Raw genomic sequence first — 15,985 nt, forward strand, 5'->3', positions numbered from 1 at the left:
GCCTCGCATCACCTGCACGGACGGCGCCGCTGCCGGCGCGGCCATACGGCCGTCCGGCGGCACCACGGCCGTCCGTTCGCGCGCTTCCTCCCATCCGGACTTTCACCGTCGGTCCTGGAATCTCACCAGGTCCACCGGCCGATGGCTTCGGCCGGGTCGCGGACTGTCACCCCTGGGGACCAGGGATGTCACCGCCGGTTCGGAATTACACCGACCCCGGAGCACGCTGCTCTGCTACCCGTCAGTGTAGCCGTGCCCGGCTCGTTGCCCTAGCGCGGGATTGCGGTGATCTGCGGCACACGGTTACCAGATGCGGTTGGTCTCAGCCATGTGCGGGTTGTGTCATAAAGTTGTGACACAAAAGCATTTGTGTAATAAGCAGTGTTCCTCGCCGCGTATACCGAGGTCAATGCGGCCGCAGGACACAAGGTGATTTACTTTGCACAACGAAGCAGGCAAGTCGCGAACTACCCGCCTGAAGTGATTGACCCCCGCAAAATTAGTTGCCAGGGTTCCCTATAGTCGGATCTCTTCCGCTCGTTAATGGTCCATCCGGGAGCACCGCACCATGACGTTCCCCTCCTCGACCGCGACCGACGCCGCCGCGGAGTCCGCGGACACCGCGGGCACGGCCGGTTCCGGTTCCGCCGTCGTCGGCCGCTCGCCCGGCCAGCTCATGTGGCGCCGTTTCCGGCGCGACAAGACGGGCGTGGTATCGGCGATCATCGTGCTCGCGTTCTTCCTGATCGCGCTTCTGGCTCCCGTGATCGCCGCGTTGTACGGCAAGGACCCGTACACGACGTACGGCCAGAACCAGCCCGGCCTGCTCAACGAGTTCGGCTACCCGATCGCGCCCAACGGCGGCATGAGCGGCGAGTTCTGGTTCGGGCTGGAGCCGGGCCTGGGCCGCGACGTGTTCATGCAGCTCGTGTACGGCATCCGCACCTCGCTGAGCATCGCGGTCATCGTGACCGTGGTGTCCACGATCATCGGCATCGTGATGGGCATCACCTCGGGCTACATCGGCGGCAAGACCGACTACGTGATCGGGCGGGTCATCGACACGCTGCTCGCCTTCCCCTCACAGCTCTTCCTGATCGTCTTCCTGCCGGTCGTCGAGGCGGCGTTCGTGCTGCCCGAGGAGGAGACGCCGGTCTGGCTGCGGTACGTGTCCATCTGCGTCGTCCTCACCGTCCTCGGCTGGGCCACGATCGCCCGCCTGCTGCGCGCCCAGGTGCTGTCGCTGCGGGCGCGCGAGTTCGTGGAGGCCGCCCGCGTCACCGGCGCCTCGCCGGCGCGGGTGATCTTCAAGGAGCTGCTGCCCAACCTCTGGACGCCGATCATCATCCAGGCCACGCTCGCGCTCCCGCTCTACGTCGGCGCGGAGGCGGGCCTCGGCTTCCTCGGCGTCGGCATGACCGAGCCCACCCCCGACTGGGGCCGGATGTTCCAGGTGGGCGCGAACGTCTACCACTCCGACGTGACCTACCTCCTGTTCCCCGGCGTGTCGATGCTGATCTTCGTCGTCGCCTTCAACCTGCTCGGGGACTCCATCCGCGACGCCTTCGACCCACGCACCAAGCGCTGACTCCGTGAGCGCGCACCCCCATAGGAAGGACCACATGAGATCGCATAGCAGGCGGATCGCCTCGATGACGGCCGTGCTCGCGGCAGGCGCGCTGGCCCTGGCCGGCTGCGCCAAGGGCGGGGGCGGCGGGGCGCCCCAGGGCGCCGCGGGCACCTCGCAGAAGCCGCTGGAGAACAAGGCCGTCAGCGCGATCGCGGTCGGCACCGCCGACGACTCCAAGGGCCCCGCCCCGGAGGTGCCGGGCGCCAAGTCCGGCGGCACCGTCTACATGATCGACCGGGACGACTTCAGCCACCTGGACCCGGGCCGCGTCTACCTGAACTACAACTCCTCGGTGTCCCACCTGTTCACCCGCCAGCTCACCGCCTACAAGCACGACGACTCGGGCAACATCAAGCTGGTCGGCGACCTGGCCACCGACACCGGCACCACCACCGACGGCGGCAAGACGTGGAAGTTCACGCTCAAGGACGGCCTGAAGTGGCAGGACGGCACGCCGATCACCTCCGGTGACATCAAGTACAGCTTCGAGCGCCTGTTCGCCGACTTCATCACCGAGGGCCCGGACTACGCCGAGACGTGGCTGGTCCCGGACCCGAAGAAGCCGTTCCGCGACCAGTACAAGGGCCCGTACGACGGCAAGGAGCTCGACACGATCGAGACTCCGGACGACAAGACGGTGGTCTTCCACCTCAACGGCGCGCACCCGGACTTCAACTTCACCGTGGCCATGACCGGCTACGGCGCCGTGCCCAAGGCGCAGGACACCAAGCAGAAGTACGACAAGCAGCCGTTCTCCTCGGGTCCGTACAAGATCGTGAGCCACATCACGGACAAGTCGATGGACCTGGAGCGCAACGAGAACTGGGACCCGAAGACCGACCCGATCCGGCACGCCTACCCGGACAAGTTCCACATGGAGTTCGGGATCCAGTCCCAGCAGTCCACCGAGCGCTTCCTGGCCGACGCCGGCAACGACAAGAACGCGTTCACCTTCCACAACGCGGTCGCCCCCGAGCGGGTCCAGGAGGTGCTGGGCAACGCCGAGGTGATGAAGCGGTCGGTGCAGGGCCTGACGCCGTTCACCACCTTCTACAACATCAACACCAAGCGGATCACCGACGTCAACGTCCGCAAGGCGATCATCACGGCGTGGCCGTCGAAGCAGATCCAGCAGATCGGCGGCGGTGAGATCAACACCGGCAAGATCGCGACGACCGTCATGAGCCCGACGGTCCTCGGCTACGAGGCCTTCGACCTGTACGGCAAGCTGGCCAAGCCCGAGGGCGACCCCGAGGCGGCCAAGGCGCTGCTCGCCAAGTCGGGCACCCCGAACCCGACGGTGGTCTACGCCTACAACCAGACGCCGACCCAGGAGAAGGTCACCGTCGCCATCAAGGAGGCGCTCACCAAGGCCGGCTTCAAGGTCGTGGCCAAGCCGCTGAACGCGGGCACCTACTACGACGCCATCGGCCCGGTGGACAACAAGTACGACATCTACTGGGGCGGCTGGGCGGCCGACTGGCCGACCGGATCGACCGCGATCCAGCCGCAGTACGACGGCCGCCTGATCTCGGACAACGCGCCGAACTACACGCACCTCAACGTGCCGGAGATCAACGACGCCATCGACAAGGCCAACGCGATCACCGACGCCGCCGAGGCGGGCAAGGCGTGGGCCGCGATCGACCGTCAGATCATGGACCAGGCCGCGATCGTGCCTGAGTACTACCAGACGTACTTCGGCCTGTACGGCTCGGGCCTCGGCGGGGTGAAGTTCGACCCGATCGAGGGCGAGCAGTCGGCGCTCGACATCTACGTCAAGTAGCAGCAACCCGGGTCCGCCGCCCCTCCGCGGGGCGGCGGACCCCCGGCCCGTCCCGCCCGCAGGAGCAAGTGCGAGACCATGACCAGCTATCTGGTACGCCGCGTCGCCGGCGCCCTCGTGATCCTGATCATCATCAGCGCGATCACGTTCTACCTCTTCTACGCCGTGCCGCGTGACCCCGCCAGGGCGTTCTGCGGCAAGATCTGCCAGCCCGAGACGCTGGCGCTGATCCGGCACAACCTGGGCATGGACGAACCGCTGTTCGTGCAGTACTGGCACTGGCTGGTCGGCATCTTCGCGGGCCGGGAGTTCGTCCAGTTCGGCTCGTGCCCGGCGCCCTGCCTCGGCTACTCCTTCGCCACCCAGGAGCCCGTCTTCAGCGCCATCGTCGACCGTTTCCCGGTGACGCTGTCGCTCACCCTCGGCGCCTCGGTGGTCATCCTGGCGTTCGGCATCCTCACCGGCATGATCGCGGCCTGGAAGGTCGGGCAGCCGCTCGACAAGATCGCCAGCTCCTCGTCGGTCATCGGGGCCTCGCTCCAGATCTACTTCGTCGGGCCGCTGCTGGCGTTCTACCTGGTGGACACCATGCAGCTGATCCCGAGACCGTCCTACGTGCCGATCACCGAGAACCCGCTGGACTGGTTCACCCACCTGATGCTGCCGTGGGTGGTGCTGTCGATCATCTTCACCGCCAACTACACGCGCATGACCCGCTCGCAGATGGTCGAGCAGCTCGCCGAGGACTACGTCCGCACGGCGCGCGCCAAGGGCATGTCGAGCCGGACGGTGTTCTTCCGCTTCGCCTGGCGGGGCGCGATGATCCCCATTATCACGATCTTCGGTGTGGACCTCGCCACGCTCCTGGGCGGCGCGATCATCACCGAGCAGACGTTCAGCCTCCACGGCATCGGCGAGCTGGCCGTGCGCGCCGTGCAGAACACCGACCTGCCGATGCTGCTCGGCGTGACCATCGTGGGCGCGGCGGCGATCGTCCTGCTGAACATCGTCGTGGACGTGCTCTACGCGTTCATCGACCCGCGGGTCCGCCTGAGCTGAGCGCGCCCGACCAAGCCGAACGCCCAACCAAGTCGAACCGGGAACTGGAGCAGCAAGTGACCACCGTGTCGTGGAGCGGCGAGCCGGGGACCTCGCGCGGCCCCGGGCCGTTCCTGTCCGTCCGCGACCTGAGCGTCGAGTTCAGCACCGAGGACGGCATCGTGCACGCCGTCGACGGCCTGTCCTTCGATCTGGAGAAGGGCACCACGCTCGGCATCGTCGGCGAGTCCGGATCGGGCAAGTCGGTGACCAACCTCGCCATCCTCGGCCTGCACGACCCCGCCCACACGAAGATCGGCGGGGAGATCTGGCTGGAGGACCAGGAGCTGATCTCGGCGGACCGCGGCACGATGGAGAAGCTCCGCGGCAACCGCGTCGCGATGATCTTCCAGGACCCGCTGACCGCGCTGTCGCCGTTCCACACGATCGGCCGGCAGATCGGCGAGGTCTACCGCAAGCACAAGGGCGCGAGCAAGAAGGAGGCGCGCGACCGGGCCGTCGAGATGCTCCGGCGCGTGGGCATCCCCCAGCCGGAGACGCGGGTGGACCACTACCCGCACGAGTTCTCGGGCGGCATGCGGCAGCGCGCGATGATCGCGATGGCGCTGGTGTGCGACCCCGACCTGCTCATCGCCGACGAGCCGACGACGGCGCTCGACGTGACCGTGCAGGCGCAGATCCTCGACCTGCTCAAGGAGCTTCAGCAGCAGTTCGGCACCGCGATCATCCTGATCACCCACGACCTCGGGGTCGTGGCGGGCACCGCCGACAACGTCCTGGTGATGTACGCCGGGCGGGCGGCCGAGCGCGGCACCGTCCGCGAGGTGCTGCGCGAGCCGCGCCATCCCTACACCTGGGGCCTGCTGTCGTCGATGCCGCGCCTGAACTCGTCCGTGGACGTCCCGCTGAAGCCGGTGCGCGGCACTCCCCCGAGCCTGCTGAACCCGCCGTCCGGCTGCCCGTTCCACCCGCGCTGCGACTACCCGAAGCTCGCCGGGCCGGAGCTGTGCTTCAACCAGCGGCCGTCGATCTCCCCCGAGACCGGGCACGGCGACGCCTGCTACCTCACCCTCGAGCAGAAGAGGGAACTCCGCACCGCGAAGATCGAGGACCGCGCATGAACGAGACGCTGCTGGAGCTCAAGGGGCTGGTCAAGCACTTTCCCGTGCGGGGCGGCGCGCTGATCAAGCGTCAGGTCGGGGCCGTCCACGCGGTGGACGGCATCGACCTCACGGTCGGCGCGGGCGAGACCGTCGGCCTGGTGGGCGAGTCGGGCTGCGGCAAGTCCACCACCGGCCGCCTGGCGGCCCGCCTGCTCGAACCCACCTCGGGCAAGATCCTCTATCGGGACCAGGACATCAGCCACAGCTCGCGCAGGCAGCTCAAGCCGATCCGGCCCGAGATCCAGATGATCTTCCAGGACCCCTACAGCTCGCTCAACCCGCGCCAGACCGTGGGCACGATCATCCGCGGGCCGATGGAGGTCAACGACATCAACCCGTCCGGCGGCCGTAAGAAGCGGGTCCAGGAACTGCTGGAGATCGTCGGCCTCAACCCCGAGCACTACAACCGCTTCCCGCACGAGTTCTCCGGCGGCCAGCGGCAGCGCATCGGGGTCGCCCGGGCCCTGGCGCTCGACCCCAAGCTCATCATCGCCGACGAGCCGGTGTCGGCGCTGGACGTCTCCATCCAGGCCCAGGTGGTCAACCTGCTGCAGGAACTGCAGCGCGACCTCGGCATCGCGTTCCTGTTCATCGCGCACGACCTCGCCGTCGTACGGCATTTCTCCCAGCGCGTCGCCGTCATGTACCTCGGCAAGATCGTCGAGGTCGGCGACCGCCAGTCGATCTACGAGCGGCCCCGGCATCCGTACACGCACGCCCTGCTGTCGGCCGTGCCGGAGCCGGACGTGTCGAGCGAGCCGCGTGAGCGCATCCGGCTGGCGGGCGACGTGCCCTCGCCGATCAACCCGCCGTCCGGCTGCCGGTTCCGCACGCGGTGCTGGAAGGCCCAGGACAAGTGCGCCACGGAGGTGCCTCCGCTGGTGCGGCTCAGCGGCAACCGCGAGGGTCACCTGACCGCCTGCCACTTCCCCGAGGCGCCCACCACGCAGGGCGAGGACGTGGTGCTCGACCCCGCCCTCGCCTGACGCGAGCCGCCGGGCGCGCAGCCCCCGCGTTCGCAGCCCGGCTGTTCCGTTCAGGCGGGCGGGGTGGCCCGCTCGGCGAGGCTCCGCAGCTCCGCGACGGCGCGGGCGGGGTCGTCGGCGCCGTAGACGGCGTTGCCCGCCACGAAGACGTCGGCCCCGGCCTCGGCGCAGCGCTCGATCGTCTCCGCCGAGACGCCGCCGTCCACCTGCAGCCACACCTCGCCGCCGTGCTTGTCGATCAGCGCCCGGGCCCGCGCCAGCTTCGGCAGCACGATGTCGAGGAAGCGCTGCCCGCCGAAGCCCGGCTCGACGGTCATGACGAGCATCATGTCGATCTCGGGCAGCAGGTCCTCGTACCCCTCGACGGCGGTCGCCGGGTTCAGCGCCAGGCCGGCCCTCGCGCCCGCGGCGCGGATCGCCCGCAGCGTGCGGACGGCGGCCTTGGCCGCCTCGGCGTGGATCGTGACGCTGGCCGCTCCCGCCTCGGCGTAGTCCGGCGCCCACCGGTCCGGGTCCTGGATCATCAGGTGGCAGTCGATCGGCGTCGAGGTCGCCTTGAGCAGCGACTCGACGACCGGCAGTCCGAGCGTCAGGTTGGGCACGAACTGGTAGTCCATCACGTCGACGTGGAGCCAGTCGGCGACGTCCTCCACTCGGGCGGCCTCGTCGGCGAGGCGCGCGAAGTCCGCGGACAGGATGCTGGGCGAGATCTGAACGGCCATAGTCCCTGCAGTCTATTTCGCCCGGGCGTCGGTCCCGTCCCTCCCCGGCGGCGCGGACGCACCGGTCTCCTGACCGCACCCACGGCGAATGCGCCGACCGCAGGCCGCGCCGAGGCCCGGGCTCCGGGCCACCCGTCTAGGAGCGGCGCAGCAGCGCCAGGAACATCGCGTCGGTGCCGTGCCGGTGCGGCCAGAACTGCGCGTACGGGCCGTCGCCGAGACCGGGCACCTCGGGCAGGAACGCGCGGGCGTCCAGCACCTCGACCCGGTCGCGCACGTCCTCCACCACCGCCCGGGTCTCGGCCAGGTGCGGCGAGCAGGTCACGTACGCGACGACGCCGCCCGGACGGACGGCCTCCAGCGCCGAGTCGAGCAGCCGCCGCTGCAGCGCGGTGAGCTCGGGGATGCTGCGGGGGTCGCGCCGCCAGCGGGCCTCCGGCCGCCTGCGCAGGGCGCCGAGCCCGGTGCAGGGGGCGTCGAGCATCACCCGGTCGAACGCGCCGGGCCGCCAGGCGGGCCGCGTGCCGTCGGCCGTGATCACCTTCGCCTCTCGGGTGGTGCCCCAGACCAGCCGGGCGCGGTGATACTGCACGTCGGCGCCGAGCAGCCGGGCGCCCCGCTCGGTCGCCACCGCGTCGAGCAGCCCGGCCTTCCCGCCGGGGCCCGCGCACATGTCCAGCCAGGTGGCGTCCCGGTCGAGCGGCACGCGGGTCAGTGCGAGCGCGACGAGCTGGCTGGCCTCGTCCTGCACCGCGGCCCGCGCCTCCCCCACCGCGGGGATGGACCCCGGGTCGCCCTCCGGCAGATAGGCCGCGTACGGCGAGTAGGCGGCCGGCTCGGCCCCGGCCGCGACCAGTTCCTCCAGCGTGGCCCGGCCAGGCCGCGCCACCAGCGCCACGCGGGGCCGCTCGTTGTCGGCCTCCAGCAGCGCGGCCGTCTCGTCCACGTCCCCGCCCACGGCGTCGCGCAGGGCGGTGACGATCCAGCGGGGGTGGCTGTAGGTGACCGCCAGGTTGCCGACCGGGTCCTGCGCGCGCGGCGGGGCGACGATCTCCAGCCACTGCTCCAGCGTGCGGCCCGCGACCTTCCGCAGCACGGCGTTGGCGTAGCGGGACGGGCCCGGCCCGACGCGCAGCCGTACGAGGTCGATGGTGGCGCTGACCGCCGCGTGGGGCGGGATCCGCGTGCGCAGAAGCTGGTGGACGCCGAGACGCACGGCGTCGAGCAGCGGCGGGTCCACCTCCTCCGGCGGCCGGTCGCTGCACGCGGCGATGACCTCGTCGTAGGTCCCGAGGCCGCGCAGCGTGCCGTACGCCAGCTCGGTGGCGAGGGCCGCGTCGCGCCCGCTGATCCGCCGCTGCCGCAGCAGGGTCGGCATGAGCAGGTTGGCGTACGCGTCGCGCTCGTCGACGGCCCGCATCAGGTCGTAGGCGGCGTTACGCGCCTCGTCGCGGGGCGGGCGCCCGCGGCCCTGCCTCGGCTGCCCGGCCTTCGCCGCGTGCGCGGCCTGCCCGCCGTGGCCCGCTCTGCCGCCGCGTCCCGGGCGGACCTGCCCCGAGCTGCCACCCGGGCCACCACCCGGGCCGCCGCCCTTGCCGCCGCCAGGGCCGCTCCCCTGGCCACGCCTCTCGCCGCCGCCCTGACCTCTGCCCTGTTTCACGGTGTCACCCTCGACCCTGCCGCCCTCGACCCTGCCACTCGCTGATCCGCCGCCTTCGGCTCCGCGCTCCGCTGCCCGCCACACCGTCCTCCCGGCACCGTGCCGGGGCCGGGAGCCGGGCGGACAGGGCCCTTCAGACCAGGGTCTCACCGTCCGCGAACCGGACGCCGCGGCCCCACTCGGCCGCCGTCATCTGCCGCTTGCCCTGCGGCTGCACCTCGCCCAGCTCGACGGGGTGGGTGCCGGTCCCGACGAGGACGGCCGTGCGCGTGGCCGCGATCTCCCCGGGGGCGAGCTTGCCGGCGTCGGGCGCGAGCCGTACCGGGCCGATCTTGACCCGCTGGCCGCGGAACTCGGCCCACGCGCCGGGAGCCGGGGTGCAGGCCCGCACCAGCCGGTCCACCCGCATCGCGGGCGCGGCCCAGTCGATCCTGGCGTCCTCGACCGTGATCTTCGGGGCCAGACTGACGCCGTCCGCGGGCTGCGGGCGCGCCTCAAGCGTGCCGTCCTCGACCCCGTCGAGGGTGGCCAGCAGCAGGCCCGCGCCGGCCTCCGCGAGCCGGGCCAGCAGCGCGCCGCTGGTGTCGTCCGGACGGATCCGTTCGGTGAGCACGCCGAACACCGGCCCCGCGTCCAGCTCCTTCACGATGCGGAAGGTCGAGGCGCCGGTGACGTCGTCGCCGTGCAACACCGCGTGCTGCACGGGCGCCGCGCCGCGCCAGGCGGGCAGCACCGAGAAGTGCAGGTTGATCCACCCCTGCGGGGGGATGTCGAGCGCCGGCTGCGGCAGCAGGGCGCCGTACGCGACCACCGGGCAGCAGTCGGGGCCGATCGCCCGCAGCCGGTCGAGGAACTCCGGGTCCCCGGCCTTCGCCGGCTTGAGCACCTCGATCCCCGACTCCTCCGCGAGCTGGGCCACCGGGCTGGGGTGGACCTTGCGCCCCCGGCCGGACTGCGCGTCCGGCCGCGTCACCACGGCCGCCACCTCGTGACGGGGCGAGTCGAGCAGGGCGCGCAGCGACGGAAGCGCGGTGTCGGGCGTGCCGGCGAAGACCAGGCGCACTACAGAGCCCTTCCCTGCGTGGCGTGCGGCGAGACCTTCACCACCGGCGCCGACAGGCCGCTCCACTCGGCCTCGCGGATCGCCTTCATCGCGAGCTTGCGCTGCTTGGGGTCCAGCCGGTCGATGAACAGCACGCCGTCCAGGTGGTCGGTCTCGTGCTGGAAGCAGCGCGCCATGAGGTCGGTGCCCTCGATCGTCACCGGCTCGCCGTGCATGTTGAATCCCTTGGCCACCGCCCTGATCGCGCGGGGCGTCGGGAAGGACAGGCCGGGGAAGGACAGACAGCCCTCTTCACCCTCCTCGTCCATCTCGCCGCCGAGGTCGAGATCGGGGTTGATGAGGTGCCCGAGCTGCTCGTCCACGTAGTAGGTGAACACGCGCAGGCCGACGCCGATCTGCGGCGCGGCCAGACCGGCGCCCGGCGCGTCCATCATCGTGTCGGTCAGGTCCTTGACGAGCTTGCGCAGTTCCTTGTCGAAGTCGACCACCGGCTCGGCCGGGGTGCGCAGCACCGGGTCGCCGAACAGGCGGATCGGCTGAATGGCCAAGGGTTGGCTCCGTTCACGTCACGTACACGAGGAGGATCACCCCAGTCTACGGGCGTGAACGCACCTTCATCGCCGTCTTCCTGGCGGTCTTCGCGATCAGCGGATCGGGATGGTGCCTGCCGAGCATCTCCAGCACCGCGAGGGCGTCGGGGTGGTCGGCCCGGCCCATCTCGGGCACCAGCGTGAGCAGGTCCTCCCCGAGGAGGTCGAAATGGGCGACCGAGTCGACCGGAGCGCCGATGTAGAGCAGGGCCGCGAGGGTGTCCACCGCCACCCAGGCCCCGTCGCCCTCGCCGAGGGCCGGCGCCTCCAGGTCCCGCACGCCCAGCCAGGCCGCGGCGTAGCGCCACATCATCGGCTCGTCCAGGGCCTCCCGTACGGCCTGCGCGGCCTCCGGGCCCAGCTCCTCCAGAACGGTCCCGGCGGTGCCGCGCTGGGCGGCGTTGCCGGACGCGGCGATCTTGATGAGCTCGCGCGCCGCGTCCTCCGGCACCCGGCGCTCCAGCCACAGCGTGGCGGCGCTGGCGGAGGCCCGGCCGGTCAGCATGGCGTCGATGAGGTCGGCGGCGCCCAACTCGGCGAGCGCGGCCACCTCGCCGAGCGACGGGGCGTCGTGGCCCTCCCTGAGCAGGTCGCGGCGCACCGCCCACACGCCCGGCTGGGTGAGCCGGACCAGCTCGCCCGTCAGCTCGATCAGCCCGCAGTACTCCAGCAGCGCCATCGCCGCGGCGAGTTCCCCCGGCAGGGTCATCCGCAGCCGCCGCAGGTCCGCCGGCCGCGCCTCGCAGCCCACCTCGTGGGCCTGGAGGATGCCGCCGGCCAGGGCGGCGAGCGGCATGCCCTCACGCACCGAGTAGATCGTCGCGAGGATCTCGGTGAGGTGCTCGTCGATGACGGCCGACCCGGTCAGGCCCTCCTCGGTCCGGTCGAGCACGTCCATGACCACGCCGTCCCAGAACTCCATCGGGTCGGGCACTCCGGGCCCGGGGCGGGCGCCCTGCCGGGTCACCTCCACGAGACGGCCGTTGACCGCGACCACCCACAGCAGACGCAGCCTGCCGGCCTCCAGGCCCAGCTCGGCGACGACCGCCTCGGCCTCGGCGGGGTGCGGCAGCCCCTGCTCGGTGACCTCGCACACACCCCGGGGTGAGGCCGCACATCGGGCCCCGACCCACTCGGCGATGCGGCGGGCGTCCCGTACGAGCGGGACCTCCCGCACCGCGTGGACGAGCTGCTCGTCGGGGGCGATGTCGACCGGCGGGAAGGTGAGCACGTCGCTGTCGGCCATTCCAGCAACTTACTGCACAGCAGTCACCTGATGCCCCGCGAACGAGCCTTGAAAGCGGCTTTCCGGGCGGCTTTGGCGGCCGCCTGGTCCGGCAGCGTGCTGCCGAGCAGCTCGAGAACCTCGACCACGTCGGGGTGGTCCACCCGCCACATGTCCTCGATGAGATGGGCGGGCGGCCCCGAGGCCGCGATGTTCTCCGCGAAGCCCTCCGGGTCGGCCTCGGCGGCGGGCAGCGCGAGCGCGAGCATGTCGACGCTCACCCACAGGACCTCCTCGGGGGTGAGCGCGGGCGCGTCCAGGCCGCGCGAGGACAGCCAGTGGATGGCGTGCGGGCGCAGCTCGGCGTCGTCCAGGTAGGACCGCACGACCGGCGCCGCCTCGACACCCAGCCGGTCCACGATGGTCACGGCGACCCCGCGCACCTCCGCCGGGGCGCCGGCCACGGCGGCGAGCAGCTCCGACGCGGCCTGCTCGGGAGTGCGCCGCGACAGCCATTCGGCGATGTCCCGCTCGGCCGCCTCGTCCGCCGTGCCGTCGCCGATCAGGCCGGCGATCAGCCCGCTCGCGTCTCCCTCGGCCGGGGCGGGCGCGAGCGGCGCGTCCAGGCCCATGCCGGCGTACAGCTCCCGCAGGCCCCACAGGGCGTGCGGGGTCAGGGCCAGGCCGTCCTCGGTCCGCTGGACCGTTCCCGCGTACGCCAGAGCGGTCAGCGCCTCGTCCAGCCTGCCGACCGGCCGCCCGGCGGCCACCTCGCGCAGGTAGTCGGCGAGCGCGTCCACCGGGACGGGCGACTGCAGCCGGTAGAGCAGGTCGTGGATCTGGGACATCCCCTCGTCCACCACCGCCTCCCCGGTGAGCGGCACGGACCTCTCGACGAGGAACTCCAGCGCCGCCCGCCACAGGTCGAGCAGTTCCTCCTCACCGCGCGCGTCCAGCTCGCGGAAGTCCTCCGCGACCGCGACGGCCGTGCCGTCGAGCCGGGCCAGGCCCAGGTCGAGCGCGAGACGCCACGCCGGCTCGGGACACTCGACGCCGAGCTCGGCCCTGCACGCCCGCGCGTCCCTGACCCGCAGCGACCGGCGCGTCGTCACCGTGCGGCCGCCCTCCACCAGCCACGTCACCACCCGGTGGGCGTCGCGCAGCAGCGGCACCCCGCGTACGGCTCGCGCCACCTCCTCGCGCGGCGCGAGCCGTACGGGCGGCAGGGGCGCGCAGCCGGGGCAGTCGCATTCGTCGCCGTCCGCCTCCCCCTCCGCCCGCACGGCCTGGGCCGCGTCGAGCTCGAGGGAGTCGGGCCCGATGGCGCTGAACAGGCTCTTGGCCATGCCGAACTTGGACGTGTCGGCGAGCGCGCGCGGCATCTCCGGCTCGATGCGGTCGATGGTCTCCCGCATGCGGGCGGCCGTCTTGCTGCCGATCTCGCCCGTGTCCAGCAGGAACTCGACCAGTGTCCGCGCCGCGGCGACCGTCTCCGGCGCGCTCTCCGGTGGCGCGATGACCTTGCGCGGGTAGATTTCCAGCAGGAGCTCCTCGAAGGTGCCCGGCCGGAAATCGCCCAGTTCGTTCACCTCCAGGTAGTCGCTGGCGTAGTCGCACAGCAGACGTACCTCGTCGACGTCGACCTCGACGTTCCGCTCGCGCCCCCAGGCACGCAGGCCGTCGATGGCCCGGTTCACCCATTCGATCGACACAGAGGCACGCTAACGGCTCGCTTTGTGCGAGGCGAATCGGTCAGATGAGATCGAGCGGATCAATGTTCACACGTACCACGTCCGGCGCCTTGCGCGCGGAGCGCACACCGGAGGCGCCCTTGAGCGCGCGGGCCAGCGCGGACCCGAGGTGGCGCGGCACCCGGACCATGGCCCGTTCCAGCCCGCCCTCCACCGGCACCGGCCCCAGCACCTGCGCCCCCACGGGCAGCACGGCGCTCGCCAGCGTCTCCCTGACCGCCGCCGCCGGGCCCGTCAGCGTCGCCATCCGCACGGCCGGGGGGAAGCCCAGCTCGGCCCGCTCGTCGAGCTCGCGTTCCGCGAAGGTGACGGGGTCCCAGCGCAGCAGGGCCTGCACGGCGGGCACCGCGGCGTCGGCCAGGACGACCAGCTCCCCCGCCGGTCGCAGCAGGGCGGCGGCGTTCGTCCAGCGCCGCAGCGCCTCCTCGGCCGCGCGCAGGTTGGGGCGGCCCAGCAGCGCCCATCCGTCGAGCAGCACGGCGGCCGCGTAGCCGCCGTCCGGCACCGGCTCGGCCCCGGGCGTCGCCACGACCAGCGCGGGGGCGCCGCTCACCGTCGCGAGCACGCCGTCGCGGCCGCTGGTGCGCACGGCCACCGAAGGAAAGGCCCGGCCCAGTTCCTCCGCGGTGCGCCGCGCGCCCACGATGACGGCCCGCACGCCGGTCCCGCCGCAGGACGGGCAGCGCCAGTCGCCCGCGATCCGGCCGCACCAGCGGCAGTACGGCACGGCGTGCCCGCCGCGCAGCGCGAGCGGACCCGAGCACACCGGTCCCGTGGCCGAGGGCTCCAAGAGCACGGGTTCCGCGAGCATCCGTGCCCTGCCGCCGGGCGCCGCGCCCGCCGAGGCGGCCCCTGCCGCCGGGGCCGGGCGCACCGGCGGCAGCCCGGAGCAGCGGGCGGGGGCGCGGCAGTGACGGCACGCCAGCGCGGGCAGGTAGCCCCTGCGCGGCACCTGGACGAGCACAGGACCGTGCTCCAGCCCCTCCCGCAGCGCCCGCCACGCGAGGCTGGGCAGGCGGGCCGCCCTGGCCGCCTGGTCGCGGGCCAGCTCCGCGTCGTCGCCCGCCGGGCGCACCCGGGGCGCGCGGGCCCTGACCACCGCTCGATCGGGGACGAGCGGGGCCGCCCAGCCCGTCTCGACGAGCGCCGTGGCCTCGGCGGTGCGCGCGTAGCCGCCGACGAGCAGGCCCGCCCCGGCCTGGTGCGCGCGCAGGCCCAGGACCTCCCGCGTGTGCGGGTAGGGCGCGTGGCGCTCGGCGTGCAGGTCGTCGCCGTCGTCCCAGACGACCGCCAGCCCCAGGCGGGCCACCGGCGCGTACGCCGCGGGGCGGTTGCCCACCACGATCCCGATCTCGCCGCGCAACGCCTTGAGCCAGCGCCGGTAGCGCTCCGCGGGCCCGAGGTCCGCCGTGATCGCCACGTGCGGCGTCTCCCCCAGGGCCGCGGTCACCAGCGCCACGTCCTTGCCGTCGGGCACCACCACGACGACGCCCCGGCCGCCGTCCAGCGTCGCCCGCGCGGCGGCCGCGATGGCGTGCGGCCACGACGGCCCGCCCGCGTCCGTGCCGGGCAGGGCCGTCCACACGGCGCGCGGCGCCCTGCCCTCGGCCAGCGCCTCCAGGAAGGAGGCGCCCGCCGGGTAGGCCCTCCAGGCGTCGCCGTCGGCGCCCGCGCCGGTGCCGGGGGAAGCCGCCCGGCGCGCGGGGGTTCTCGCCTCGGCCTCGACCCGGGCGTGCCGCGGCGGAACGGCCAGGCGCAGGACGTCCGACATGGTCCCGGCGTACCGGTCGGCCACGGCGCGGGCCAGCCGCGCGATGTCGGGGGTGAGGACGGGCTCCGGGGAGATCACCCGTTCCAGGAAGGACAGCCGGCCCTCGTGCTCGCTCTCGGAGAGCCGTTCGAGTAGGTAGCCGTCGGCGAGCTGGCCGGCGAAGCGGACGCGCACCCGGCAGCCGGGCACCGCCTCGGCGTCCATCGTGGTGGGGACGAGATAGTCGAAGGGCCGGTCGAGGTGCGGCAGCGGCGTGTCCACCACGACCCTGGCGACGGGAAGGTCCGGCGCCGCCTCGCGCGCGCCCTTGGACGCGCCCGTCCGCGCCCGCCCCGGGGCCGTGCCCCCACGCGCCCGCTCAGCCGTCCCCCGCGCCCGCTCTGTGCCCCCACTCGCCCGCTCGGTGGCCTGCCGCGGGGCGGCCGGGGGCGCCGGGATGAGCGCCTCCTGGGGATGCGGGGCGCGGGTCGGCTCGGTCACGCCTCCGTCCTACCAGACCCGGCGAGCCCTAATCACACGTACGCCCGCCGCCTGTGGACGTCCGGGCACGCGCGGGCGGCGCCCGCCGTCAGGGGCGGG

The 15,985-nt window shown here is 72.7% G+C and carries 12 protein-coding genes and 1 riboswitch; of the genes, 5 read left to right on the top strand and 7 right to left on the bottom strand.

What is annotated here, in order from left to right; all coding sequences use genetic code 11:
• Positions 1-76 precede the first annotated feature (76 nt).
• Positions 77-229: riboswitch (FMN riboswitch) on the bottom strand.
• Between the two features lie 339 nt (positions 230-568).
• From Msi02_RS01675 to Msi02_RS01695, 5 genes are all read left to right on the top strand, one after another.
• The gene (locus Msi02_RS01675; protein WP_204046717.1) at positions 569-1,588 is read left to right on the top strand and encodes an ABC transporter permease; all 1,020 of its coding nucleotides are present in this window, start codon (positions 569-571) and stop codon (positions 1,586-1,588) included.
• Between the two features lie 34 nt (positions 1,589-1,622).
• Positions 1,623-3,416, top strand: a complete 1,794-nt coding sequence (locus Msi02_RS01680; protein ID WP_204046718.1) for an ABC transporter substrate-binding protein — start codon at positions 1,623-1,625, stop codon at positions 3,414-3,416.
• 78 nt (positions 3,417-3,494) lie between these two features.
• Complete coding sequence (locus Msi02_RS01685) at positions 3,495-4,475, top strand: ABC transporter permease (RefSeq protein ID WP_193202844.1); 981 nt, start codon at positions 3,495-3,497, stop codon at positions 4,473-4,475.
• Positions 4,476-4,531: 56 nt separating this feature from the next.
• On the top strand, positions 4,532-5,596 hold the full coding sequence (locus Msi02_RS01690) for an ABC transporter ATP-binding protein (RefSeq protein WP_275414068.1): 1,065 nt from the start codon (positions 4,532-4,534) through the stop codon (positions 5,594-5,596).
• Entirely contained in the window at positions 5,593-6,624 is a 1,032-nt protein-coding gene (locus Msi02_RS01695; protein ID WP_204046719.1) for an ABC transporter ATP-binding protein, read from the top strand. The genes Msi02_RS01690 and Msi02_RS01695 overlap by 4 nt, the downstream gene beginning before the upstream one ends.
• 50 nt (positions 6,625-6,674) lie before the next feature.
• Here the strand turns inward: Msi02_RS01695 and rpe are convergent, their stop codons facing one another.
• From rpe to Msi02_RS01730, 7 genes are all read right to left on the bottom strand, one after another.
• Positions 6,675-7,346: a ribulose-phosphate 3-epimerase gene (gene rpe, locus Msi02_RS01700; RefSeq protein WP_079318453.1), complete on the bottom strand. Its 672-nt coding sequence runs from the start codon at positions 7,344-7,346 to the stop codon at positions 6,675-6,677.
• Positions 7,347-7,482: 136 nt separating this feature from the next.
• On the bottom strand, positions 7,483-8,766 hold the full coding sequence (locus Msi02_RS01705; protein ID WP_239108026.1) for an RsmB/NOP family class I SAM-dependent RNA methyltransferase: 1,284 nt from the start codon (positions 8,764-8,766) through the stop codon (positions 7,483-7,485).
• Between the two features lie 373 nt (positions 8,767-9,139).
• Positions 9,140-10,069 (bottom strand): methionyl-tRNA formyltransferase, encoded by a 930-nt coding sequence (fmt, locus tag Msi02_RS01710; protein ID WP_204046720.1) that lies wholly within the window; start codon positions 10,067-10,069, stop codon positions 9,140-9,142.
• On the bottom strand, positions 10,069-10,617 hold the full coding sequence (gene def / locus Msi02_RS01715) for a peptide deformylase (RefSeq protein WP_204046721.1): 549 nt from the start codon (positions 10,615-10,617) through the stop codon (positions 10,069-10,071). The genes fmt and def overlap by 1 nt, the downstream gene beginning before the upstream one ends.
• 46 nt (positions 10,618-10,663) lie before the next feature.
• Complete coding sequence (locus Msi02_RS01720; protein WP_079318445.1) at positions 10,664-11,905, bottom strand: hypothetical protein; 1,242 nt, start codon at positions 11,903-11,905, stop codon at positions 10,664-10,666.
• A 23-nt stretch (positions 11,906-11,928) separates the two neighbouring features.
• The gene (locus tag Msi02_RS01725; protein WP_239108014.1) at positions 11,929-13,596 is read right to left on the bottom strand and encodes a hypothetical protein; all 1,668 of its coding nucleotides are present in this window, start codon (positions 13,594-13,596) and stop codon (positions 11,929-11,931) included.
• A 40-nt stretch (positions 13,597-13,636) separates the two neighbouring features.
• Positions 13,637-15,886: a primosomal protein N' gene (locus Msi02_RS01730; RefSeq protein ID WP_239108015.1), complete on the bottom strand. Its 2,250-nt coding sequence runs from the start codon at positions 15,884-15,886 to the stop codon at positions 13,637-13,639.
• Positions 15,887-15,985: the final 99 nt, after the last annotated feature.

Origin of the sequence: Microbispora siamensis (assembly GCF_016863095.1) — a bacterium.
Classification (GTDB): Bacteria; Actinomycetota; Actinomycetes; order Streptosporangiales; family Streptosporangiaceae; genus Microbispora; species Microbispora siamensis.